Source organism: Achromobacter arsenitoxydans SY8 (genome assembly GCF_000236785.1).
GTDB lineage: Bacteria > Pseudomonadota > Gammaproteobacteria > Burkholderiales > Burkholderiaceae_B > Achromobacter > Achromobacter arsenitoxydans.
This window is the reverse complement of sequence record NZ_AGUF01000030.1, coordinates 1-22,602: the sequence shown is the minus strand read 5'-3', so window position 1 is coordinate 22,602 and position 22,602 is coordinate 1. Positions and strand designations below refer to the sequence as shown.

Here is a 22,602-nt window from a genome sequence, read left to right as displayed (position 1 = left end):
GCAGCAAAGCCACCGCCGCCCCGAAGGCTCGGCCCGTCCGGCCGGCAACGGCGGGAACGGCGCACGCCCGGCCGGCGGCCCGCGCGCGGCGTTGCTGAGCAAGTAATCGCAAGCAAGTAATATCACCGGCAACTCCAATCCCGAGATCGACAGACCCGCGCCATCATGCCCTTATCCACCTGGTTGACGTTCTTCCTGGCCTCCTGGGCCATTTCGTTCTCACCCGGGGCGGGCGCGATCTCGGCCATGTCGTCCGGCCTGAAGTACGGTTTTGCGCGCGGCTACTGGAACACGGCCGGCCTGATCCTGGGCATCCTGTTCCAGTTCGTCGTGGTGGCCGTGGGCCTGGGCGCCGTGCTGGCCACGTCCGAAATGGCCTTCAATGTGGTCAAGTACCTGGGCGTGGCCTACCTGATCTACCTGGGCGTGCGCCAGATCCGCACGGACGCCGCGCCGGTCGCCGTGGACGCCGGCGATCCCAGGCAGGCCTCAATCCGTGAACTGGTCATGCGCGGCTTCCTGATCAACACCATGAACCCCAAGGGCACGGTGTTCCTGCTGGCCGTGGTGCCGCAGTTCGTGGACCCGGCGCTCACGCTGACGACGCAGTACGCGGCGCTGGCGGCCACGCTGGCGTTCACCGACCTGGTGGCCATGGGCGTCTACACGCTGCTGGCGGCGCGCGTGCTGCGCCTCTTGCGCGACGCCAAGCACATCCGCTGGATGAACCGGACCTTCGGATCCCTGTTCATCCTGGCTGGCGTGTTCCTGGCCACGTTCCGCCGCCATTCCTGAACCTGAAGCGTGCGGCGCGCGCCGGCAGCGGCGCGTGCCCCACATGTTTTCAAGCACGATACCGGACAGCGCCGGCCTGAAAGCGGCGTTAAGTAGAATCCTCCGATCATGAGCATCTCCAACGAAGTCGCACGGCGCCGTACGTTCGCCATCATTTCCCACCCCGACGCGGGCAAGACCACGCTGACGGAAAAACTGCTGCTGTTCGCAGGCGCGATCCAGATCGCCGGCAGCGTCAAGGCGCGCAAAGCGTCGCGCCACGCCTCGTCCGACTGGATGGAAATCGAAAAGCAGCGCGGCATTTCCGTGGCGTCCTCCGTGATGCAGATGGAATACCGCGACTGCGTCATCAACCTGCTCGACACCCCGGGCCACCAGGACTTCTCCGAAGACACCTACCGGGTGCTGACGGCGGTCGACGCCGCGCTGATGGTGATCGACGCCGCCAACGGCGTCGAACCGCAGACCATCCGCCTGCTGCAAGTCTGCCGCGCGCGCAACACGCCCATCATCACGTTCATCAACAAGATGGACCGCGAAGTGCGCGAGCCCCTGGAACTGCTGTCCGAAATCGAAGGGCACCTGGGCATGGACGCGGTGCCGTTCTCGTGGCCGGTGGGCATGGGCAAGTCGTTTGGCGGCGTGTTCGACATCCGCCGCGACCGCATGCGCGTGTTCCGCCCCGGCCAGGAGCGCCGCTCCGACAACGACGACTTCATCGAAGGCCTGACCAACCCCGAGATCGGAAAGCGCTTCGGATCGGCGTTCGACCAGGCCAGCGGCGAAATCGAACTCATCAACGAAGCCGCGCCCGCCTTCGACCGCGACCAGTTCCTGGCAGGCAAGCAAACGCCCGTGTTCTTCGGGTCGGCCATCAACAACTTCGGCGTGCAGGAAGTGCTGGACGCCCTGGTCGACCAGGCGCCGCCCCCGGGCCCGCGCACGGCCCTGCAACGTGAAGTGCAGCCCGAAGAGCCCAAGTTCACGGGCGTCGTGTTCAAGGTGCAGGCCAACATGGACCCCGCTCACCGCGACCGCGTCGCGTTTGTGCGCGTCAGCTCGGGCCGCTTCGAACGCGGCATGCGGCTGAAGGTGGCGCGCACCAACAAGGAAATGCGGCCCAACAACGTGGTGTCGTTCCTGTCGCAGCGGCGCGAGCTGCTGGACGAGGCCTATGCCGGCGACGTCATCGGCATCCCCAACCACGGCGTGCTGCAACTGGGCGACGTGCTGACCGAAGGCGAAACGCTGCAGTTCACCGGCCTGCCGTTCTTCGCGCCGGAATTGTTCCAGGCGGTCGAAGTAAAGGACCCGCTGCGCACGAAGCAGCTGCGCACCGGCCTCACCCAATTGGGCGAGGAAGGGGCCATCCAGGTGTTCCGCCCCGAAGCCGCCGGCGGCTCGCTCCTGCTGGGCGCAGTCGGTCAGCTGCAGTTCGAAGTGGTGGCGCACCGGCTCAAGACCGAGTACGGCGTGGACGCCCGGATGCTGCCGTCGCGCTACACAATGGCACGTTGGATTACGTCTGAAAACCCCAAGGCGCTGCGCAAGTTCATGGATGCCAATGCCGCCCATATCGCCTATGATGTGGTCGATGCTGCGGCGTTTTTGATCGGTTCTCCAGCGCAGTTGCGCGTCGCCGAGGATCTGTATCCCGACGTGAAATTCCACGCCATGCGGGAGCACGGCGGCAAGGTTTTCGGAGACAAAGCGTAGACCCGTTCGGGTTCCGCACGGCAGATTGAGGGTAGCAATGTCTTGGCGTTTTTTATTCGCAACGCTCCTGATCGCGCTTGGCGCGTCGGCATGGGGCGGTATTCAACTGGGTGACTGGCTGGTGGCGCACGCCCCCGTCGCAGCGCCTGCTCCGGGGCAGGACGCGTCCGCCTCGCAACAGCCCGTGCTGGACGCCAATGGGCGGCCATACGTCGCGCAGCCTCCGCAGCCGCGCATCGACGGCACGCTGGGCGTGCCGGACAAGCCGGCCGACCGCGAATGGCAGGTCAGCACGGTCTCGCTGTTCGACACCGTCAGCGACCCCGCCGTCCAGCTCTCCCGCGAACGCATCAGCCCCGAACAGGCGCGCGAAATCGCCGCTGCGTCGCAGGTGCCGCTGCCGGCGGGCACGTCCGACGTCAGCACGCTGGATCTCCAGGTTCCCGGCACGTCCACGGCGATCAACGGCGGCGTGGCCGCGGGCGGCAGCTACGGCACGCCGCAGATGGTGCAGGCGCCTCCTCCGCCGCCCAACACCGCGCCGGCTCCCGGCGCCGCCGGCTGGCAGGACGCGCTCAAGCGCGAACTGGCCCAGTGCGCCACACAAGGCTTCTTCGAGCGTCCTTCGTGTTCCTGGAACGCCCGCAACAAGTACTGCGCGCCCAACCGCGCCTGGGGCACCATGGCCGAATGCCCGGCCCGCCCGCAATAAGCTCACACAGCCTGCCCAAGCGCAGGTTTGCCGCATAAAAAATGGCGCCCCTTGGGGCGCCATTTCTTTTGCGGCCAGCGCGCCTTATTCGGGCACGGACATCTGGCTTTGCAGGTAATTCTGGATGCCAACCTTGTCGATCAGGTCGATCTGGGTTTCCAGATAGTCGATGTGTTCTTCGGTGTCGTCCAGGATGTCCTGGAACAGATCGCGCGAGACGTAGTCGCGCACCGATTCGCAATGCGCAATGGCTTCCTTGACGGTGACCTGGGCGGCTTGTTCAAGCTTCAGGTCACAGGCCAGCAGTTCAGGCACGTCTTCGCCGATCAGCAGCTTGTGCAGGTCTTGCAGGTTGGGCAGGCCGTCCAGCATGAAGATGCGCGCGATCAGGCGATCCGCGTGCTTCATTTCGCCGATGGATTCTTCGTACTCGTGCTTGCCCAGTTTGTCGAAGCCCCAATGGTTCAGCATGCGGGCATGCAGGAAATACTGGTTGATGGCCGTCAGTTCGTTGGTCAGTTGCTTGTTCAGGAACTGGATGACGGTTTTGTCGCCTTTCATGATGGACTCCTTGCAGTCAGGCGCGACGCGAGCGCATCGCGACAAAGGAGCGCACGATGCCGCGCGTACGCAACCTATGCAGACTACCATCTGGCGCGGACCCGCGCCTAGCCTTGCGCTCCATTTGGTAAACGGCTTTAGGAGCGCAACAAGAAAGCGACAAGCTAATGAGAATGAGTATGCATGCTTGATGCTTTGCATGCGACGCCCAGGCTACGCGCGGCTTGCCGGCCGGCCGCCGCGATGAAATCACGCATTGCGTGCTGCGATGTGCGCGTCAACGCCGTGCGCGCATCAGCTGAATGTGGCGGCGGACCGCGCCATGCGGTCTCGTTGCGTATCGGCAACCCGATTCCGCGCGCCGCTCATTCCGCGCGCCGGGTCGCAAGCCAGATGCCGAACGCGATGGGCACGATGCCCAGCAGATCCAGCCACGACACGGGTTCGCGCAGGACAAGCCATCCGAACAGCAGGCCCAGCGGCGGCATCAGGAAATGCAGCGCGCTGGCCGTCGTGGCGCTGGCGCGTCCAAGAATCATGAACCACAGGTAGTAGCCGCCCATGGACACCGCGACGATCATGTAGGCCATGCTCCAGAACAGGCTGGCCGTGAAGCGCGCATCGCCGATGCTCTCGCTGTAGAGCGCAAAAGGCAGCAGCGCCGCCGCGCCGGCCAGCGACTGTATGCCCGTCGAAGTCCACAGCCCCGATGCGGGCTTGAGCCGCTTGTAGAGCAGCGTGCCGGCCACCAGCGCCACCAGGCCGCCGGTCACCAGCAGCGTGCCATGCAGGTCCTCCTGCATGCCCGACAGGCGCGACCGCAGCACGAGGGCCACGCCCGCCAATCCCATGCACAGGCCCAGCAGCTTGCGCCAACTGAGACGCTCGCCCAATACTGGCCCGGCCAGCACACCGATGAGCAGTGGATTGGTGCTGATGAGCACGGCCGTGAAGGCGGAAGACACCGTGGTCATGCCCGACCAGCTCAAGCCCAGATAGAGCGCATTGTTCAGCACGCCCAGCACGATCAGGGACACCAGGTCGCGGCCGGCGGGAAGCTTCCAGCGCCCGCTGGCCGCCGCCACGCCCAGCATCAGCGCGCCCGCGATCAGGAAGCGGATCGTCAGCAGCGTGAGCGGCGGGCAGTCGCGGACCGCGATCTTCGCCGCCGCGAACGCGGAACTCCACAGAAAGCAGAACGCGGCGATGGGCGCGAGGGTGATGCCCGGGTTGTCGTTCGCGGGCAGGGCGGCAGCGGGAGTCGAGATGGCCTTCATGGAGCATCCGGCGTGTGGGACGGCAGCCGCAGGGGCGGCGGAATGACGTGATTCTCCTCGCCGCTCGATCCATTGACAAACTCTTTATTCGGATCGAAAGTGTTTGAAAATCAAATGACTGGAGAGGCGGTCATGCTCGATCTCGATCTTTTGCACAGCTTCGTGTCCGTGGTGGATGCCGGCGGCTTCACCGCTGCGGGCGAACGCGTCCACCGCAGCCAGTCCACAGTCAGCCAGCAGATCCGCAAGCTGGAAGAGACGCTGGAGTGCCCGCTGTTCCTGCGCGAGGGACGCCAGGTTCAGCTGACCGAGGAAGGCGAACGCCTGCTGGGTTATGCGCGCAGGATGTTGGCGCTTTCCACCGAGGTCAGGGAGGCTGTCAGCGGACGCAAGCGCGTGGACGTGATCCGCCTGGGCATCCCCGATGATTTCGCGGTGGATGCGCTGACCGGCGTCGTTGCCGCATTCGCCCAGACCCGGCCGGCGGTGCAGCTTTCGGTGCGCTGCGACCTCACCTCGGTCCTGACGCGCAGCCTGGAACGCGGGGATCTGGACGTGGCGCTCCTGAAGCGGGAGCCCGGCACGGGCGCGGCGCTGGCCTCCTGGCCCGAACGGCTGCATTGGCTAGGCAGCGCGTCCGTCCCGGTTTCGCTCGCCCCGGACGCCCCGGTGCCGCTGGTGGCGTTTCCGCAAGGCTGCATCTACCGCAACCGCGCCATCCACGCGCTGGAATCCGCCGGCCGGCGCTGGCGGATCGCCTACGAAAGCCCGAACCTGGCGGGCATACAGGCCGCGCTGGCGGGCGGACTGGGTATCGCCCTGCTGGAGCGGCGCTGCATCGCGCCCGGCCACAGGATCCTGGACGTAGGCCTGCCGGCCGTGCCGCCGTCGGAACTGGCGCTCTGCGTGGCCGGCTCGGCACGCGAGGGCGCGCGTCAGCTGGCGTTGGCGATCAGGGATTTTTGCGAGAAGGAAACGACGCGGCTCGCCGCATGAAGACAGCGAGCCGGAAAGGGACAGCAATGCTCAGGCGGAGGCGACCAGCGGGATCGGGAAGCTGCTGTTGGCAGCCGGCGCGCCCGATTCGACCATGGCGGCCGGAGCATTGACCGGAACGGCGATGGAGCGGACGTCGCAAACGCTGGAGCAGCGCCCGCCCGGCAGGTATTCGGCGGCGGTTGCCGCGCAGCAGCCGCAGCACGTGGCCACGCCCAGCTCGAATTGCAGGTCGGACAGCGTCGTCGCGCCTCCGTCCACGCTGGCGCGGACTTGGCGTTCGGTGATGGCATTACATACGCAAATGTACATGCGAATGATTATCGAAAAATATTCGCACCCTGGCAAGCCCTCCGCGCAAATAAATTTGCAACGAAAGTGTCACGCAAGCCCTTGAAAACAGGGACAAATTTCCCTGACTACGTCCCTATTTCAACGCGCAGTAGCCTGAGCCTTGCGTAGCGCCGCCGGGGCAATTCGCAGCGCTTCGCGATACTTTGCCACCGTCCGACGCGCGATCACTATCCCCTGATCGGCCAGTTTTTGCATGATCTGGCTATCCGACAGCGGCTTGGCCCGGTTCTCTTCGGCGACCATCTGGCGGATGTACGTCTGCACCGCGGTGGCCGAGGTGGCGTCCCCCCCTTCGGTCGAAACCCCCGCGCCAAAGAAGCGCTTGAGTTCGAGCGTGCCAAACGGAGTGAGCATGTACTTCTGCGTTGTGGCGCGTGAAATCGTGGATTCGTGCAAACCGAGTTCGCCAGCGATGTCCTTCAGGATTAGCGGCCGCATGGCCGCCGGGCCCTGGCTGAAGAACGCGGTCTGGCGTTCGACGATGGCCTGCGACACCCGCAGGATCGTGTCGAAACGCTGCTCGACGTTGCGGATCATCCATTTGGCCTGCTGCAACTGGGCCTGCAGACCCGCATGGGCGGACTCTTTCTGGTTGCCCAGCATCTGGGCATACAGCCCGTTGATCTGCAGGCGCGGCACGGCGGCGCTGTTGAGCGTGGCCTGCCATCCGCGCCGGGTCTTGCGCACGATGACGTCAGGCACGGCGTATTCGGCTGCGGGGACCGTCCAGGCGCGCCCCGGACGGGGCTCCAGGCGCAAGATCAGGGAATGCGCGGCGCGGAACGTGGCCTCGTCGCAGCCCGCGGCCGCGCACAGGCGCGCGGCATTGCCGGTGGCCAGCAGCGGCAGGTGTTCCGCGCAGATCCGCCTGGCACAGGCCAGCACCACGGGATCCGCGGCTTCGGGCAGCCGCGAGGTGTCCGGATTGCGCAGTTGAAGCTGCAGGCACTCGGCCATGTCGCGGGCGCCGATGCCCACGGGATCGAACGACTGCAACAGCGACAGCGCCGCGCGCAATTCGTCGAGGTCAGGCTCCATTTCGGCGGGAAGCCAACCCAGGATTTCTTCCAGCGGCGACCCCAGGTAGCCGTTTTCGTCCAGTTCGTCGATCAGCAGCGACGCAAGCGCCGCGTCGCGCGGCGCTGCGCGCGTCAGGGCAAGCTGCCCCAGGAGGTGCTCGCGCAGGGTGTCCGGCCGCGCCGCCTCGGGCAGGCTGGAATCGTCGTCGGGATACACCCCGCCAGACCCGGGCATCTCGTCGGCGGGCGTCTCGCGCTCGGCCGCGGGCTCGTCGTCCTGCACGGAGGATTCGCGCTCGGATTCGGCCTGCGCCTCCGCGGAAGGCGATTCATCCTCCCGGTCCAGGAGGGGATTTTCCGCAAGCACTTGCGAAATCTCGGCTTCCAGGTCGAGCGTGGACAGCTGCAACAATCGTATTGATTGCTGTAGCTGTGGGGTCAGCGTCAGGTGCTGGCCAGGTCGCAGTTCTAAAATTGGGCGGGTCATAGGTACAATATTTTGCATGATGAATCTGACTTCGCCCGCAAGCGTTCGCCAGGACTGCCGACTCATCGGCCAGACCCTGCTCAAATTGGCGCTTCCCCGACTCATATTGCGCGCGATCGTCATCGCCGTGGCCCTCATCGTCTGGTATCTGGTCGCCTCCTGGATACTCGATTTCGGCAAGCGCATGAACTACGACTTCCTGCACACCCTGGGCCAGCCCACCATGGACATGGCGCAGAAGGTAAACCCCTACATCTGGTGGGTGGTCGCCGGGATCTGGTCGCTGATCGTCTTTTTCCTGGTGCGCGCCTGGTTTTACGCCAGCTTGGCCTCGGGCGCCGCGACCCCCGTGGGCACGGACGTGCTGGCCGGCCTGGCGCCGAACCTGTCCGAGGAATCCCTGGGCGTGCTGCGCTGGACCTGGGGCGACCGCCAGGAACCCTTCACGGTGGGCGATCTGCGTCGTTCCCTGTCTGAATTGCGCCACAATCGCATCGGCAAGATCGACATGGTGGCCGAACAGGCCCGCATCCTGGAATCGGGCGCCAACCGTCCCACACGCGATCCGCGCGACGACGGCCGCCCCCCGGTCCGCGGCGAAACGCGCGGCGACCGCTACGTGGAACCGCGCATCGGCCCGGCCCGCTAAGGCTACGCCCACCACCCGCAAAGGCCGCCGCAAGGCGGTCTTTGCGTTTCAGTCCCCTGCCAGCAGGCCCGCCCTATACTGGCCCTCCAGGCTCGCGCAACCGCAAGCCGCGCACACAACCAACAGAACCTATCGGCAGCCGAGACCTGCCGGATGCGTGGCCAGTTCCTGGAGTTTTACCCATGTTCCGCACCCCCATCCGGCATGCCGCCGGATTGCTGGTGGCCTGTTCGGCCGCCTTCGCCACTGCGCCGGCCCTGGCCGCGTGGCCCGACAAGCCGATCACCTTTGTCGCCCCGTTCAGCGCGGGCGGCGCCAATGACCTCGTCGCCCGCCTCATCGCGAAGGCGGTGGGCACCACGCTGAACCAGCCCGTCATCGTCGAGAACCGTCCGGGCGCGGGCGGCTCGGTGGGCGCCGCGCACGTCGCGCGCAGCGCCGCCGACGGCTACACGTATCTGGTCGGCAGCAACGGCACCGTCACCAACAGTCTTATCCGCTCGGACCAGCCGTACAAGGACGAGGAACTGACGCCGGTCGCGCTTCTGTCGATCACGCCGTCCGTGATCGTGGCCAGCCGGTCCAATCCCGCCAAGGATCTGAAGGACTTCGTGCAGCGCGCGCAACAGCGCAAGACCGACCGCATCACCTTTTCCACCGCGGGCAACGGCAGCACGCCGCACTTCGTGGCCGAAATGACCCGTGAGGCGACCGGCCTGCCGATCGAGCCCATCGCCTACAAGAGCGGCTCGGAAGGCGTCACCGCCGTGATCGGCAACCAGGTCGACGCCACGTCCGAAGCCAGCATCGTGACGCTGCCGCTTATCCAGAGCGGCAAGCTCAAGGCCCTGGCCACCACCTGGGACAAACGCATGGCGAGCGCGCCGGACATTCCGACCACGGCGGAAGAGGGCTTCCCGGCCATCCGCATCGGCCATTGGGCCGGCCTGTTCGCGCCTGCAGGCACGCCCGCCGACGTGCTGGACAAGATGAACGCGGCCGTCGAGGCGTCACTGCAAACGCGCGAAGTGCAGGACGCGTTGCGCCAGAGCAGCATCGAACCCGGTGGCGGGTCGCGCGCAAGCTTCGTTGAATTCACCGCGAACGAGCGCGAACGCCTTGGAAAAGTCGTGAAAGACGGCCACATGCAGACGCAATAGCCTTATTGGCCGGCGCAAGCGGAGAAGGCGCGGACCTGATCCGTCCCTTGCTTTTTCCGTTTGCGCTTCCAGACAAAGTATGTTTGACTAGCAACCTATGGCCGCTCAACGCACCCCCTTCGCGATTGCCACCGGACGCTCCGCCGCTCCGGTTGCCGGCCTGCGCGCTCGTTCCTCCTTCGCGCTATCGCTATTGCTACCGATCGGTTGCCGGGCCTAGTGTCCCCGTGGTAGCTCGGCAGCCACGCTTGCCACACGCGATTTCCCCTTTTCATCTCTGAATCCTGCCGGCCAATCACGGCAAACCCTGGCACAAGACCGTCATCCGGTTGCGATGCCGCCGAGCGTCGAACGCTCCGGGATTCAAAAGAAACCGATCGAGGTGTAGTAATGATGCTTGCCAACCCCGCCACCAAATACGTCCCCTTCGCCCCCTTTGCCCGCGATTTCTCCGAACGCACCTGGCCCAGCCGCCGCATCACCAAGGCGCCGATCTGGATGAGCACGGACCTGCGCGACGGCAACCAGGCGCTGATCGAGCCGATGAGCGTGGAACGCAAGGTCCGCTTCTTCGAGCAGCTCGTGAAGATCGGTTTCAAGGAAATCGAAGTGGGTTTCCCGTCGGCGTCGCAGACCGACTTCGACTTCGTGCGCAAGCTCATTGACGAAAAGCGCATCCCCGACGACGTGACCATCATCGTCCTGACGCAGTCGCGTGAAGACCTGATCAGCCGCACCGTCGAAGCCGCCGCGGGCGCCAAACAGGCCATCGTCCACATGTACAACGCCTGCGCGCCGGCCTTCCGCAAGGTCGTGTTCAACATGTCCAAGGACGAGATCAAGAACATCGCCACGACCGGCACGCGCTTGATCAAGCAATACACCTCGCAGCGCCCCGAAACCAAGTGGGGCTACGAATATTCGCCCGAAGTCTTCAGCACCACCGAACCCGAATTCGCGCTCGAAGTCTCGAACGCCGTGGCCGATGTCTGGCAACCCACGCCCGACGCCAAGATGGTGCTGAACCTGCCCGCCACGATCGAAGCCACGTCCCCCAACTTGTACGCCGACCAGATCGAGTGGATGCACAAGAACCTGGCCCGCCGCGACAGCATCGTGCTCAGCGTCCACCCGCATAACGACCGCGGCACCGCCGTGGCCGCCGCCGAATTCGCCGTCATGGCCGGCGCCGACCGCATCGAAGGCTGCCTGTTCGGCAGCGGCGAGCGCACCGGCAACGTGGACCTCGTCACGCTGGCGTTGAACCTCTACACGCAGGGCGTGCATCCCGGCCTGGACTTCTCGGACATCGACGAAGTGCGCCGCTGCGCCGAATACTGCAACCAGCTTCCCGTCCACCCGCGCCACCCGTACGCCGGCGACCTGGTCTTCACCGCGTTCTCCGGTTCGCACCAGGACGCGATCAAGAAGGGCTTCGCGCTGCAGCAGGCTGACGCCGTCTGGGAAGTGCCTTACCTGCCGATCGACCCCGCCGACCTCGGCCGCAGCTATGACGCCGTGATCCGCGTGAACAGCCAATCCGGCAAGGGCGGCGTTTCGTACCTGCTTGAACAGGAACACGGCCTGGTGTTGCCGCGCCGCCTGCAGATCGAATTCAGCCGCGCCATCCAGCGCGTCACCGACGAAACCGGCCGCGAAGTCTCGGCCGACGACGTGCACTCGATCTTCAGCAGCGAGTATCTTGAGCAGAAGGCCCCCTGGAAGCTGATCCGCCACCGCATCGACGGCAATCCGTCGGCCGGCGAGGGCCAGCATTTCAGCATCGAAGCCGAGCTTGAATTCAACGGCGAGCGCCGCATCGTGAGCGGCAAGGGCGACGGCGCCATTTCCGCCTTCGTCGCCGCGCTGGACATTCCCGTGCGCATCATGGACTACCACGAGCACGCCATCGGCACCGGCACCGGTACGCGCGCCGCGTCTTATGTCGAGCTTCGCGTCGGCGAATCCAGCACGGGCTTCGGCGTGGGCATCGACCGCGACATCGTGACGGCGTCCTTCCTCGCCGTGCTCAGCGCCGTGAACCGCCACATCAATTCCGGCGCCGTGGTCGCCACCGAACAGGAAACCGCCGAAACCGCGTGATCCGCGTACCGGCCTGATCGCCCCACAAGGGCGAAAACAAAGCCCGCCAAAATTTTGGCGGGCTTTTGTTTTGCGCAGCGCTGAACAATGGGCATTTACGCCCGGACCATTAACCGCGTGGCCACATATCGGACGCGCCGATGTCCGGCGAATTGGCGGTCAGGAGGCGCGCATGGATCCAGGCGGCAATCGCCAGCATGCGGTGGTCCTGGTGGCGCGGGCCGACCAGCTGCAGACCCACGGGCAGGCCCTGGGGGCCCGTCGCGAAGGGCAGGTTGATGCACGGCAAGCCGAATAGCGTCCAGGCGCGCGAGAACTGCGGATCGCCCGTGCCGAGGTCGGCGAAGGGCGCCTCGCCGCTGGCGCTGGGCGCGAGCAGCACGTCGTAATCCTGGAACCAGGCGTCCACGCGGGCGCGGGACTCGGCGGCGCGCGCCAGGTTGTTGATATGCTGTTCGGCGCTGATCTGCGCGCCGGATTCAAGAATGGCCTGCAGCTTGGGACTGAGCTGTACGGCGTGCTCTGTCCGTTCATAGGCCAGCGCCTGCGAGGCCTCGAACGCCATGATGTCGGAATGCAATTGCACCAGCACGCAATGCTCGGGCGGCAAGGGGATCTCTTCAACCCGGGCGCCCGCGCGCGACAGAATCGCCGCCGCCTGCGCGAAGGCTTCCTTGGTTTCGGCCTGCGCGTGACGCCATTGCAAGCTGCGATACATGCCGACGCGCGGCTTGTCTTCGTAGGTCAGGTCCAGCATGCGGGTGTCTCGCATCATGACCGACGAGAACAGCGCGACGTCCGGCACCGAACGTGCAAACCCGCCAACGGTGTCCAGGGATTCCGCCAGGCTTTTGACGCCGGCGCGCGGGATGCCGCCGAAGGTGGGCTTGTATCCCACCACGCCGCAATAGGATGCCGGGCGGATGATGGAGCCGGCGGTCTGCGAACCCAGCGCGAAGGGAACCATGTCGTCGGCCACCGCGGCGGCCGAGCCGCTGGAAGACCCGCCGGGCGTATAGGCCTCGTTGCGGGGATTGCGCGTGGGGCCGGCCTGGTAGGTGGCGAATTCGGTGGTGACCGTCTTGCCGATGACGATGGCGCCCGCATTGCGGCAGAGCGCCACCGAAGCGGCATCCAGCCCTGGACGATGGCGGTCGTAGATGGGCGAACCGTAGCGGGTGGGAAGATCCACCGTATCGAACAGGTCTTTGACGCCGATGGGCAGCCCATGCAGCGGACCGCGCAATGCGCCTCGGTCGAGTTCTTCCGCCCGGTCCAGCGCGGCCTGCTTCTGCAGGGCGGTCCACGCATGAACGGTGTTTTCGCGCTGCTCGATGCGCGCAAAGCAGGCGCGCACCAATTGCACCGCGGTCAATTCGCGCCGTTGCAGCTTGCGCACGGCTTCAACCGCGCCAAGTCTGTTCAAGGCAGTAGACATGATTCTTTCCTCTTTACCGGTGCCGCGCCTTTCGCGCGGGACTGAAACTGCGCACCCGGTCCCCTTGACCGAGGGTCTGCCCGATCCTGCATTGCGGCAATCAGCCGCGCAATCCGGAGCAAACCGACCCTTGCCATTGTGCGCGTCGCGTCAATCCGGAAAAACACTGAAAAAGTCCGAATTTCCCGAGGAAAAATTGCGCGCCGCGCCATGGCTTTGTGTTGTTGCGTCGCCACCAGCATAGCGCAAACCCGTGCAACACAAAGGTCATATTCGTCTAGTATGCTGAAATCGTTTTCAGCAAACCATCAGTAATACACACATGGCCACGCGCCCGTCGCCCCGCTTTTCCATCATTGAAGTGGCTCGCAAGGCGGGAGTATCGCCGGCGACGGTGTCGCGCGCCTTCAATCAGCCCGAGATCGTGCATCCGGACACGCTGGCGCACATCCGCAGCGTCGCCAAGCGCGCCGGATTCCGTCCGAATCGCGTGGGCCGCAGCCTGCGTTCGGGCAGCACTCGCACCATCGGCCTGATCCTGCCGACCCTGTCCAATCCCGTGTTCGCGGAGTGCTTCGAAGGCGCCGAGCGGCGCGCCCGCGAGTCTGGCTACAGCGTCATGCTGACCGCCACCGGCTACGACCCCGCCGTGGAATCCGCCGCGGTGCAGGGCCTGATAGACCACCAGGTGGATGGCTTGATTCTCACCGTGGCGGACGTCTCCAGGAGCGCCACGCTGAACGATCTGGACAGCAGCGGCATTCCGTATGTGCTGGTCTACAACGAATCCTCGGAGCACCCATTCGCGTCGGTCGACAATCGCGCGGCCGCCAGCGACATGGTGGCCCACCTGGCCGCGATGGGGCACAAGCGCATCGCGCTGGTGACGGGGCCGCTGACCGCGTCCGACCGGGCCCGCCGCCGCCTGATGGGCGCCCGCGCCTGCGCCAAGAAGCTGGGCCTGGAAGCCATCCAGCATATTTCCATGAGCTCGCACACCGGCAGCGACGTGGACGCCCTGAAAGCCGCATTGCGCGGCAAGCAGGCGCCCACCGCGCTGTTCTGCTCCAATGACCTGCTGGCCACCGCCGTCATCGCGGACCTGGTGGGGCTGGGGCTTTCCGTGCCCGCCGACATTTCGGTGTGCGGCTTCGACGGCATGCGCTTCGGCGCCTTGCTGACCCCGCCCCTGACGACTGTCGCCCAGCCCAGCGACGGCATCGGGCAGACGGCGTGCTCGAACCTGCTGGCGCAGATCAACGGCCAGCCGGCGCAATCCAACCGCCTGCCGCACTGCATCGTCGTGGGCGGCACCGCGGCATCCGTACGCCGCTAGCCGGCCCCTGCACACCCTCCGACAACTTCCAGATTGCTACGCGCCATGCTCATCGCCCAAATCACCGACCTTCACATGCGCACCCCGGGGGACAAGGCCTACGGCATCATCGACCCGGCCGCGTTCCTGGCGCCGGCGGTGCGCGCGCTCAATGCCCTGACGCCGCGGCCCGACTGCGTGCTGATCACCGGCGACCTGACCGACCTCGGCAAGCCAGTCGAATACCAGGCCCTGCGCGAGCACCTGCAGGCGCTGGAGATCCCATATTTCCTGCTGCCCGGCAACCACGACGACCGCGCCCAACTGCGCGCCGCCTTTCCCGACCACGCCTACCTGCAGGGCGCCGGACCCTACATTCAATACGCCGTAGACAGCTACCCGCTGCGCCTTCTGGCGCTGGACACCGTGGTGCCGATGAAGAGCCACGGCGAACTCTGCCAGGAGCGCCTGGACTGGCTGGATGCGCGCCTGGCCGAGCAGCCCGGCCGGCCGACGCTGGTGCTGATGCACCATCCGCCGTTCCTGACCGGCATCGAGCACATGGACGACATCGGCCTGCTGGCCGGCGCGCCGGAGCTTGAGCGCATCGTCGCACGCTATCCGAACGTGGAGCGCGTGCTTTGCGGCCACTTGCACCGCACGATCTTCCAGCGATTCGGCGGCACGATCGCATCGACCTGTCCCGGCACGGCCCACCAGCTCGCGCTGGAACTCGGCCCGCGCCCGACGCTGCAATACATCATGGAGCCGCCGGGCTATCAGCTGCATTGGTGGAAGGGCGGCAACCTGGTCACGCACCATGCCGTCATTGGGGATTACCCCGGCCCCTATCCATTTGGTTGAACCCTAGACTACGAATCCTTGCTTTGCCACATATCCGTCATGTTTGCGCTGCACAATGAAAAGGTTTTCATAACAGGCAACAATGCGGATCTAACAATTAGATCTTCGAGACAGCATGTCATCCATCGTTCTGGATAATCTCACCAAACAGTACGGCGGCGCGGCCGCGATCCATGGCGTGAGCTTCACGGTTCCGGCCGGCAGCTTTACGGTTCTGCTGGGTCCGTCCGGTTGCGGCAAGTCCACCACGCTGCGCATGATCGCCGGGCTGGACACGCCGACGTCGGGCACCATCCACATCGGCGACCGCGACGTCACGCAGCTGCCCCCGGCCAAGCGCCGCATCTCCATGGTGTTCCAGTCGTATGCGCTGTTTCCCCACCTGTCGGTGCGCGAGAACATCCTGTTCGGCCTGAAAGTGCGCAAGGAACCTGCCCGCGACTACGACCGGCGCTTGAAGCGGGTGGCCGACCTGCTGGGCCTGTCGCATCTGCTGGACCGCAAGCCGTCGCAACTGTCGGGCGGCCAGCAGCAGCGTGTGGCGCTGGGCCGTGCCGTGATTTCCGAGGCGCCGGTCTGCCTGATGGACGAACCCCTTTCCAACCTGGACGCACAGCTGCGCCACGAGATGCGCCGCGAGATCCGCGCGCTCCAGCAGAGCCTGGGCATCACCATGGTCTACGTCACGCACGACCAGACCGAGGCCATGAGCATGGCCGACCAAGTGGTGCTGCTGCGCGGCGGCCAGATCGAACAGCACGACACGCCCGACGGCCTGTACGCGCGTCCGGCCAGCGAGTTCGCGGCGCGCTTCATCGGCACGCCCCCCATGAACCTGATCGGCCTGACCTCGCAGCAGGGCGTCACGACCATCGCCGGCACGCAGGGCGCCGCCATCGCGAGCGCCCCCGCCGGCGCCGTGAAGCTGGGCGTGCGTCCGGAACATATCCGCATCGACGGCGACGGCGTCGCCGCCACCGTGGAAAGCGTTGAGTACTTTGGCGCGGACTCCATCGTGGTGTGCCGCGTCGGAGACAGCAGCGGCGTGGCCGTGCGGGTCGGCGGTCATCTGCGTGCCAGCGCGGGCGAGCCGCTGCGTCTGTCCTGGCCGAACGAGCAACAGCATTTCTTCGCCGCCGATTCGGCGGCCATCAACACCGACGGGCGCTAAAAGACGCCCACTCCACAGGAAAGGAACCACACCATGCGACGCATCGTACTGAAGACCCTGGCCGCCAGCCTGGCCGCCGCCTGCCTGTCTCTGCCTGTGCAGGCGCAGAACAAACCCGTCGAGGTCGAGTTCTACTACCCGGTCGCGGTCGGCGGCCCCATCACCAAGATCGTCGACGACATGGTGGCGGATTTCCAGAAGGAAAATCCGAACATCAAGATCAAGCCGATCTACGCCGGCTCGTACCAGGATTCCATCGCCAAGGCGCTGACCGCCCTCAAGGGCGGCACGCCGCCCCAGCTGGCCGTGCTGTTGTCGACCGACATGTTCACGCTGATCGACGAAGACGCCATCGTCCCGATCGACGGCCTGGCCAAGAGCGACGCCGACAAGAAGTGGCTGGGCGGCTTCTACGACGCCTTCATGCAGAACAGCCGCACCGGGGGCCACACCTGGGGCGTGCCGTTCCAGCGTTCGACGATCGTCATGTACTACAACAAGGACCTGTTCAAGGCCGCCGGCCTGGACCCCGAGCGTCCGCCCGCGACCTGGGCCGAGCTGGTCGATTACGGCAAGAAGCTGACCAAGCAGGACGCCTCCGGCAACACGACCCAATGGGGCATCGAGATCCCCTCCGGCGGCGCGTTCGCTTACTGGCTGTTCCAGGCGCTGACCACGCCCAACGGCGCGATCCTGATGAACGAGGCCGGCAACGAGGTCTATCTGGACAAGCCCGCGGTGGTGGAAGCCGCCCAGTTCTGGCGCGACCTGTCGGCCAAGCACAAGATCATGCCCACCGGCACGATCGACTGGGGCACCACGCCCAAGGACTTTCTGGAAAAGAAGGCCGCCATGGTGTGGACCACGACGGGCAACCTGACCAACATCCGCAAGAACGCCGACTTCCCGTTCGGCGTGGCCATGATGCCGCAGCAAAAGCGCGGCGGCAGCCCCACCGGCGGTGGCAACTTCTACATCTTCAAGAGCGGCACGCCGGAGCAGCAGCAGGCGGCGCTGAAGTTCGCGCAGTGGGCCACCACGCCGGAACGCGCGGCCGACTGGAGCATCGCCACGGGCTATGTCGCCGTGACGCCGGCCGCCTGGCAGACCGAAAAGATGAAGAAGTACGCGCAGGAAGTGCCGGCCGCCGCAGTTGCGCGCGACCAGCTGGAAGTCAGCGTGGCGGAATTCTCCACGCATGAAAACCAGCGCGTCACCAAGACCCTGAACGACGCCCTGCAGGCGGCGCTGACGGGCTCTAAGACGCCGCAGCAGGCCCTGACCGACGCGCAGCGCGAATCCGACCGCATACTGCGTTCCTACAAGTAAACCGACCCAAGCACGATGAGCCGCTCTTTGAATGCGCTTTATGGCTGGCTGCTGCTGCTGCCAGCCATCGTGCTGCTCGCCGCCTTCACGCATTACCCGGCGGTGGCGACGCTATGGCACAGCTTCTTCTCCACGCCCAAGGGCTCGCGCCCGGCCCGCTTCGTCGGGCTGGACAACTACGCGGTCATGCGCGACGACCCCGTGTTCTGGCAGTCGCTGTGGAACAACCTGTGGTTTGCGCTGGGCACCATCCCCACGTCGATCGGCATCGCGCTGATCATGGCGCTGTGGGTGAACCGCAACCTGCGCGGCCGCGGGTTCCTGCGCATGGCGTACTTCACGCCGACCGTGCTGCCCATGGTGGCGGTGGCCAACATCTGGCTGTTCTTCTATACGCCGCAGTACGGGCTGATCGCGCAGGTGATGGGCTGGTTCGGCGCGCCCGGCCCGAACTGGCTGGGCAACCGCGAGACGGCGCTGCCCGCCCTCATGCTGGTGACGGTCTGGAAGGAAGCGGGGTTTTTCATGATCTTCTACCTGGCTGCGCTGCAGACGGTTTCGCCGTCATTGCGCGAAGCGGCCATGCTGGAAGGCGCATCGCGCTGGCAGTACTTCCGCCGCATCCTGTGGCCGCTCTTGATGCCCACCACGCTGTTCGTGCTGATCAACGCCCTGATCAACGCGTTCCGGCTGGTCGACCACGTGGTCGTCATGACGCGCGGCGGGCCGGATAACGCAAGCACTTTGCTGCTGTACTACATCTACCAGGTGGGATTCAGCTTCTGGGACACGGCTTACGCCGCCACGCTGACCGTCGTGTTGCTGGTGGTGCTGGCGCTGACCGCGCTGATCAAATTCCGCTGGCTGGACCGCAGGACGCACTATCAATGAAAGACAAGCTCGATACCCTGGGCGCGTGGGCGCTGGGCCTCTTGTGGATCCTGCCGCTGGCCTATGCCGTGTGGGCCGCGTTCCATCCGCCCGCCTACGCGACCCGCTTTGACCTGTTCGCCCCGCTGACGCTGGACAACTTCGTGCGCGCCTGGCACGCGGCGCCGTTTCCGCGCTACTTCCTGAACACGTTCGTGCTGGTCACGATGGTGCTGGCCGCGCAACTGGTGCTGTCCACCCTGGCCGGCTACGCGTTCGCCCGCTTCGAGTTCCGCGGCCGCGACTTCGTCTTCATGCTGGTGCTGCTGCAGCTGATGATCATGCCCGACGTGCTGCTGGTCGAGAACTACCGCTCGATGAGCCAGCTTGGCGTACGCGACACGGTATTCGCCATCGGCCTGCCGTACTTTGCGTCGGCCTTCGGCATCTTCCTCTTGCGCCAGACCTTCAAGACGGTGCCGCGGGAACTGGAGGAAGCCGCCCGCATGGAGGGCGCCAACGCCCTGCAGGTGCTGTGGAAGGTATATGTGCCGCTGGCCAAGCCGATCTACGTGGCCTACGGGCTGGTGTCGGTCAGCCACCACTGGAACAACTTCCTGTGGCCGCTGATCATCACGAACTCGGTGGAATCCCGGCCGCTGACGGTGGGCCTGCAGGTGTTCTCGTCGACCGACCAGGGCATCGACTGGTCGGTGATCACCGCCGCCACCCTGATGTCGGCCGCGCCGCTGCTGATCGCATTCCTGCTGTTCCAGCGCCAGTTCGTGCAGTCGTTCATGCGGGCGGGCATCCGTTAGGCACGGCGGCGGGAATCAATATCCGACGGTGAGTCCTGGCAGGTCCACGGTGATGCGCGGGCGTTCCAGCGCCAGCGCCAGGTGCTCCGCGAACTCCCGCGCTTCCTTTTCGTCGGTGGACAGGGTGTCGTAGCCGAGCGCGTCGGCCACGCCCAGCACCTTGTCCAGCAACAGGACCTTGCCGCTGGGGCGCAGCGGTTCGCAGCCCAGGGTTTCCCAGGCGCCGTCGAACCAGTCGCGGGCCTCGGCCTGGCGTTGCGGGGAGGGATCGACGTTGGCCGAAAGATCCAGCGAACGCCGGGTGTCGAAAACAATGGTGATGTCGCTGCGCATGGGAGTGGCTCCGTCAGAAGGCGTCAGGCGGGTAGGGTAGGCAAAAAAAGCCGGACAGACTGTCCGTCCGGCGACATATCCCTACCAGCCCCGCGAGACCTCCCAGGTGACCTCGGCGCCCGCCGCCTGGGACTGGCGCATCATGTCCAGCAGGGGAAAGGCGCGTTCCTTCAGGCCGACCATACGCGCCATCGGGGCCACCGGCGCCTTGTCTTCGTCGTCTTCGTCGACGCCTTCATGGGCATGCTGGTACTCGTCGATCGCGCGCTCGATGCCGCTGATGGCCGGGCCAAGCTGCTCCACGGTGAATACGCCGCGCTCGGGGATCTTGTCGCCCACGGGCTTGCCGGCCGCCTGCAGCAGCGCGCCCGCATGGTCGGTCAGCATCAGGACCTCGGCCACGACCTTGGAGTGAAAAGTGATCAGCATATTCGGGTCTCCCAACTTGATTACCTTACTTACATACACTACCCCAACGCCCCGGGGATGCCAACTGGCGCCCCCAAATCAACTATGATTCAGGGGATTCCCGTGACAGCAGGCGCTGTGGCGGCCCTGAATCCGGCCCGAGCGCGCCCATCTCTTACGCCGCGCCCGGCCCGGTCCGCGCCCCCGGCTGCGGGCGCGGATTGCCGGCCAGCCGCAAGCCACTGATCGCCGCCTTCGTCACTCACTCAGAACTACGCCAGACGCCCATGCTCCGCGAGCAACAAACTCAGCTTATCTCCCTGATCCAGGCCGCCGTCGCGCAAAGCCTGCCCGACGCCCAGGCCAACATCCTGCTGGAGCGCCCCAAGGTTGCCGCCCACGGCGACGTCGCCACGAACGTGGCCATGCAGCTTGCCAAGCCCGCCCGCCGCAACCCCCGTGAATTGGCCCAGGCCATCGTGGACGCCGTCATGGCGAACCCCGACGCCGCCGCGCTGGTCGAAAGCGCCGAAGTGGCGGGTCCCGGCTTCATCAACCTGCGCATCACCCCCGCCGCGCGCCAGGCCGTCATCGCCGCCGTGGCCGAGCAGGGCGCCGCGTACGGCCGCGCCCCCCGCAGCGGCGAAAAGATCCTGGTCGAATTCGTGTCGGCCAACCCCACGGGCCCGCTGCACGTGGGCCATGCCCGCCAGGCCGCCCTGGGCGACGCCCTGTGCCGGCTGTACGACGCCAGCGGCTGGGACGTTACCCGCGAGTTCTATTACAACGACGCCGGCAACCAGATCCATAACCTGGCCATCAGCGTGCAGGCCCGCGCGCGCGGCCTGACCACCGAATCCCCCGACTGGCCGGCCGACGGCTACAAGGGCGACTACATCGCCGACATCGCCCGCGACTTCCAGGCCGGCAAGACCCTCCAGGCCTCCGACGGCGAACCCGTCACCGCCACGGGCAACATCGACAACCTGGACGACATCCGCGTCTTCGCCGTGGCCTACCTGCGCCGCGAACAAGACCTGGACCTGCAGGCTTTCGGCCTGGCGTTCGACAACTACTACCTGGAAAGCTCGCTCTACACGTCCGGCCGCGTGGAAGCCACGGTCAAGGCGCTGATCGCCGGCGGGCACACCTACGAAGAAGGCGGCGCGCTGTGGCTGCGCACCACCGAACTGGGCACCGGCGACGACAAAGACCGCGTCATGCGCAAGAGCGAAGGCGGCTATACCTACTTCGTGCCCGACGTGGCCTACCACAAGGCCAAATGGGAACGCGGCTTTCATCGCGCCGTGAACATCCAGGGCAGCGACCACCACGGCACCGTGGCGCGCGTGCGCGCCGGCCTGCAGGCGCTGGAAGAGGGCATCCCGAAGGACTACCCGTCCTACGTGCTGCACAAGATGGTCAAGGTCATGCGCGGCGGCGAAGAGGTCAAGATCTCCAAGCGCGCCGGCAGCTATGTAACCATGCGCGACCTCATCGACTGGGTGGGCCGCGACGCCGTGCGCTACTTCCTGATCCAGCGCCGCGCCGACACCGAATTCGTGTTCGACGTGGACCTGGCCCTGTCCAAGAGCGACGAAAACCCCGTCTATTACATCCAGTACGCGCATGCGCGCATTTGCTCGGTGATCAACAACGCGGGCATGCCGGAAGCCGACGTGGCCCAGGCCGACGCCTCGCTCCTGACCGCGCCGACCGAATTCGCGCTGATGCAGCGCCTGGCCGAATTCCCCCAGGTGGTCGCACTGGCCGCCCAGGACCTGTCGCCGCACCACATCGCCTTCTGGCTGCGCGACTGCGCCTCGGACTTCCATGCCTGGTACAACGCCGAGCGCGTGCTGGTCGACGACACCGCGCTGAAGCTGGCCCGCCTGCGCCTGGCCGCCACCACCCGCCAGGTGCTGGCGAACGGCCTGGCGCTGTTGGGCGTTTCCGCCCCCGAGCGGATGTAACATCGGTTCATGGCAACCAAGCGCAAATCCACCCGCCGTTCTTCCGGCGAAAGCGGCAGCACCCTGTACGGGGCACTGGCCGGTCTGCTGATCGGCCTGATCGTCGCCGCCGTCGTCGCGTTCTATGTCACCAAGGCGCCCGTCCCGTTCGTGGACCGGGCCAGCCGCCAGGGGGATACGGGCAAATTGCCCGATCCGCGCCAGGCGCCGGACCCCAACGCCGGCCTGTACGGCCGGGACGGGGCGGCAGGCGC

The 22,602-nt window shown here is 65.9% G+C and carries 21 protein-coding genes and 1 pseudogene; 15 read left to right on the top strand and 7 right to left on the bottom strand.

Annotation, left to right across the window (positions count from 1 at the left end):
* Window positions 1-165: 165 nt before the first annotated feature.
* The 3 genes from KYC_RS06660 (at window position 166) to KYC_RS06650 (ending at window position 3,223) form a co-directional block, all read left to right on the top strand.
* On the top strand, window positions 166-795 hold the full coding sequence (locus KYC_RS06660) for a LysE family translocator (protein ID WP_008160194.1): 630 nt from the start codon (window positions 166-168) through the stop codon (window positions 793-795).
* 108 nt (window positions 796-903) lie between these two features.
* Window positions 904-2,511, top strand: a complete 1,608-nt coding sequence (locus tag KYC_RS06655; RefSeq protein WP_008160191.1) for a peptide chain release factor 3 — start codon at window positions 904-906, stop codon at window positions 2,509-2,511.
* 37 nt (window positions 2,512-2,548) lie between these two features.
* Window positions 2,549-3,223 (top strand): hypothetical protein, encoded by a 675-nt coding sequence (locus KYC_RS06650; RefSeq protein ID WP_008160188.1) that lies wholly within the window; start codon window positions 2,549-2,551, stop codon window positions 3,221-3,223.
* Between the two features lie 84 nt (window positions 3,224-3,307).
* On the opposite strand, the gene bfr is transcribed toward KYC_RS06650, so the two are convergent.
* Window positions 3,308-3,784, bottom strand: a complete 477-nt coding sequence (gene bfr, locus KYC_RS06645; RefSeq protein ID WP_008160186.1) for a bacterioferritin — start codon at window positions 3,782-3,784, stop codon at window positions 3,308-3,310.
* 365 nt (window positions 3,785-4,149) lie between these two features.
* The gene (locus tag KYC_RS06640) at window positions 4,150-5,061 is read right to left on the bottom strand and encodes a DMT family transporter (RefSeq protein ID WP_008160184.1); all 912 of its coding nucleotides are present in this window, start codon (window positions 5,059-5,061) and stop codon (window positions 4,150-4,152) included.
* A 132-nt stretch (window positions 5,062-5,193) separates the two neighbouring features.
* Here KYC_RS06640 and KYC_RS06635 point away from each other — a divergent pair, with 132 nt between their 5' ends.
* Window positions 5,194-6,057 carry a LysR substrate-binding domain-containing protein gene (locus tag KYC_RS06635; protein WP_008160182.1) on the top strand — a complete coding sequence of 288 codons (864 nt, stop codon included), beginning with the start codon at window positions 5,194-5,196 and terminating at the stop codon, window positions 6,055-6,057.
* A gap of 30 nt (window positions 6,058-6,087) precedes the next feature.
* On the opposite strand, the gene KYC_RS06630 is transcribed toward KYC_RS06635, so the two are convergent.
* Both KYC_RS06630 and rpoN read right to left on the bottom strand, forming a co-directional pair.
* The gene (locus KYC_RS06630) at window positions 6,088-6,369 is read right to left on the bottom strand and encodes a (2Fe-2S)-binding protein (protein ID WP_008160180.1); all 282 of its coding nucleotides are present in this window, start codon (window positions 6,367-6,369) and stop codon (window positions 6,088-6,090) included.
* A gap of 120 nt (window positions 6,370-6,489) precedes the next feature.
* A complete protein-coding gene (gene rpoN / locus KYC_RS06625) occupies window positions 6,490-7,917 on the bottom strand; it encodes an RNA polymerase factor sigma-54 (protein ID WP_476499120.1) in 1,428 nt (475 codons plus the stop codon).
* Window positions 7,918-7,933: 16 nt separating this feature from the next.
* On the opposite strand from rpoN, the gene KYC_RS06620 reads away from it, so the two are divergent.
* The 3 genes from KYC_RS06620 to leuA all read left to right on the top strand — a co-directional run bounded on the left by KYC_RS06620 (window position 7,934) and on the right by leuA (window position 11,829).
* Window positions 7,934-8,566 (top strand): hypothetical protein, encoded by a 633-nt coding sequence (locus tag KYC_RS06620; RefSeq protein WP_008160176.1) that lies wholly within the window; start codon window positions 7,934-7,936, stop codon window positions 8,564-8,566.
* 182 nt (window positions 8,567-8,748) lie between these two features.
* The gene (locus KYC_RS06615; protein ID WP_008160173.1) at window positions 8,749-9,726 is read left to right on the top strand and encodes a tripartite tricarboxylate transporter substrate binding protein; all 978 of its coding nucleotides are present in this window, start codon (window positions 8,749-8,751) and stop codon (window positions 9,724-9,726) included.
* A gap of 390 nt (window positions 9,727-10,116) precedes the next feature.
* Complete coding sequence (gene leuA / locus KYC_RS06610; RefSeq protein ID WP_008160171.1) at window positions 10,117-11,829, top strand: 2-isopropylmalate synthase; 1,713 nt, start codon at window positions 10,117-10,119, stop codon at window positions 11,827-11,829.
* Window positions 11,830-11,938: 109 nt separating this feature from the next.
* Here leuA and KYC_RS06605 read toward each other — a convergent pair whose 3' ends face one another.
* On the bottom strand, window positions 11,939-13,267 hold the full coding sequence (locus KYC_RS06605; protein ID WP_043517764.1) for an amidase: 1,329 nt from the start codon (window positions 13,265-13,267) through the stop codon (window positions 11,939-11,941).
* A gap of 322 nt (window positions 13,268-13,589) precedes the next feature.
* Between KYC_RS06605 and KYC_RS06600 the strand changes: the two genes are divergently transcribed.
* From KYC_RS06600 to KYC_RS06575, 6 genes are all read left to right on the top strand, one after another.
* Entirely contained in the window at window positions 13,590-14,603 is a 1,014-nt protein-coding gene (locus tag KYC_RS06600) for a LacI family DNA-binding transcriptional regulator (protein ID WP_008160167.1), read from the top strand.
* Window positions 14,604-14,648: 45 nt separating this feature from the next.
* On the top strand, window positions 14,649-15,446 hold the full coding sequence (locus KYC_RS06595) for a phosphodiesterase (protein WP_008160165.1): 798 nt from the start codon (window positions 14,649-14,651) through the stop codon (window positions 15,444-15,446).
* A gap of 115 nt (window positions 15,447-15,561) precedes the next feature.
* On the top strand, window positions 15,562-16,617 hold the full coding sequence (locus KYC_RS06590; protein ID WP_008160163.1) for an ABC transporter ATP-binding protein: 1,056 nt from the start codon (window positions 15,562-15,564) through the stop codon (window positions 16,615-16,617).
* 33 nt (window positions 16,618-16,650) lie between these two features.
* A complete protein-coding gene (locus KYC_RS06585; RefSeq protein ID WP_008160162.1) occupies window positions 16,651-17,946 on the top strand; it encodes an ABC transporter substrate-binding protein in 1,296 nt (431 codons plus the stop codon).
* Between the two features lie 15 nt (window positions 17,947-17,961).
* Window positions 17,962-18,837 (top strand): carbohydrate ABC transporter permease, encoded by an 876-nt coding sequence (locus KYC_RS06580; protein ID WP_043517761.1) that lies wholly within the window; start codon window positions 17,962-17,964, stop codon window positions 18,835-18,837.
* Window positions 18,834-19,634: a carbohydrate ABC transporter permease gene (locus KYC_RS06575; protein WP_008160158.1), complete on the top strand. Its 801-nt coding sequence runs from the start codon at window positions 18,834-18,836 to the stop codon at window positions 19,632-19,634. The genes KYC_RS06580 and KYC_RS06575 overlap by 4 nt, the downstream gene beginning before the upstream one ends.
* 15 nt (window positions 19,635-19,649) lie before the next feature.
* On the opposite strand, the gene KYC_RS06570 is transcribed toward KYC_RS06575, so the two are convergent.
* Window positions 19,650-19,967 (bottom strand): hypothetical protein, encoded by a 318-nt coding sequence (locus KYC_RS06570; RefSeq protein WP_008160156.1) that lies wholly within the window; start codon window positions 19,965-19,967, stop codon window positions 19,650-19,652.
* Between the two features lie 81 nt (window positions 19,968-20,048).
* Entirely contained in the window at window positions 20,049-20,396 is a 348-nt protein-coding gene (locus KYC_RS06565) for a DUF1840 domain-containing protein (RefSeq protein ID WP_008160154.1), read from the bottom strand.
* Between the two features lie 266 nt (window positions 20,397-20,662).
* Here KYC_RS06565 and argS point away from each other — a divergent pair, with 266 nt between their 5' ends.
* Both argS and KYC_RS06555 read left to right on the top strand, forming a co-directional pair.
* A complete protein-coding gene (gene argS / locus KYC_RS06560) occupies window positions 20,663-22,348 on the top strand; it encodes an arginine--tRNA ligase (RefSeq protein WP_008160152.1) in 1,686 nt (561 codons plus the stop codon).
* Window positions 22,349-22,357: 9 nt separating this feature from the next.
* A pseudogene (locus KYC_RS06555) lies at window positions 22,358-22,602 on the top strand (SPOR domain-containing protein); the annotation flags it as partial.

Bases quoted from the DNA above. Each gene is read 5' to 3' on its own strand.
- KYC_RS06660 (WP_008160194.1), top strand. From the start codon at position 166: ATGCCCTTATCCACCTGGTTGACGTTCTTCCTGGCCTCCTGGGCCATT.
- KYC_RS06655 (WP_008160191.1), top strand. From the start codon at position 904: ATGAGCATCTCCAACGAAGTCGCACGGCGCCGTACGTTCGCCATCATT.
- KYC_RS06650 (WP_008160188.1), top strand. From the start codon at position 2,549: ATGTCTTGGCGTTTTTTATTCGCAACGCTCCTGATCGCGCTTGGCGCG.
- bfr (WP_008160186.1), bottom strand. From the start codon at position 3,784: ATGAAAGGCGACAAAACCGTCATCCAGTTCCTGAACAAGCAACTGACC.
- KYC_RS06640 (WP_008160184.1), bottom strand. From the start codon at position 5,061: ATGAAGGCCATCTCGACTCCCGCTGCCGCCCTGCCCGCGAACGACAAC.
- KYC_RS06635 (WP_008160182.1), top strand. From the start codon at position 5,194: ATGCTCGATCTCGATCTTTTGCACAGCTTCGTGTCCGTGGTGGATGCC.
- KYC_RS06630 (WP_008160180.1), bottom strand. From the start codon at position 6,369: ATGTACATTTGCGTATGTAATGCCATCACCGAACGCCAAGTCCGCGCC.
- rpoN (WP_476499120.1), bottom strand. From the start codon at position 7,917: ATGACCCGCCCAATTTTAGAACTGCGACCTGGCCAGCACCTGACGCTG.
- KYC_RS06620 (WP_008160176.1), top strand. From the start codon at position 7,934: ATGATGAATCTGACTTCGCCCGCAAGCGTTCGCCAGGACTGCCGACTC.
- KYC_RS06615 (WP_008160173.1), top strand. From the start codon at position 8,749: ATGTTCCGCACCCCCATCCGGCATGCCGCCGGATTGCTGGTGGCCTGT.
- leuA (WP_008160171.1), top strand. From the start codon at position 10,117: ATGATGCTTGCCAACCCCGCCACCAAATACGTCCCCTTCGCCCCCTTT.
- KYC_RS06605 (WP_043517764.1), bottom strand. From the start codon at position 13,267: ATGTCTACTGCCTTGAACAGACTTGGCGCGGTTGAAGCCGTGCGCAAG.
- KYC_RS06600 (WP_008160167.1), top strand. From the start codon at position 13,590: ATGGCCACGCGCCCGTCGCCCCGCTTTTCCATCATTGAAGTGGCTCGC.
- KYC_RS06595 (WP_008160165.1), top strand. From the start codon at position 14,649: ATGCTCATCGCCCAAATCACCGACCTTCACATGCGCACCCCGGGGGAC.
- KYC_RS06590 (WP_008160163.1), top strand. From the start codon at position 15,562: ATGTCATCCATCGTTCTGGATAATCTCACCAAACAGTACGGCGGCGCG.
- KYC_RS06585 (WP_008160162.1), top strand. From the start codon at position 16,651: ATGCGACGCATCGTACTGAAGACCCTGGCCGCCAGCCTGGCCGCCGCC.
- KYC_RS06580 (WP_043517761.1), top strand. From the start codon at position 17,962: ATGAGCCGCTCTTTGAATGCGCTTTATGGCTGGCTGCTGCTGCTGCCA.
- KYC_RS06575 (WP_008160158.1), top strand. From the start codon at position 18,834: ATGAAAGACAAGCTCGATACCCTGGGCGCGTGGGCGCTGGGCCTCTTG.
- KYC_RS06570 (WP_008160156.1), bottom strand. From the start codon at position 19,967: ATGCGCAGCGACATCACCATTGTTTTCGACACCCGGCGTTCGCTGGAT.
- KYC_RS06565 (WP_008160154.1), bottom strand. From the start codon at position 20,396: ATGCTGATCACTTTTCACTCCAAGGTCGTGGCCGAGGTCCTGATGCTG.
- argS (WP_008160152.1), top strand. From the start codon at position 20,663: ATGCTCCGCGAGCAACAAACTCAGCTTATCTCCCTGATCCAGGCCGCC.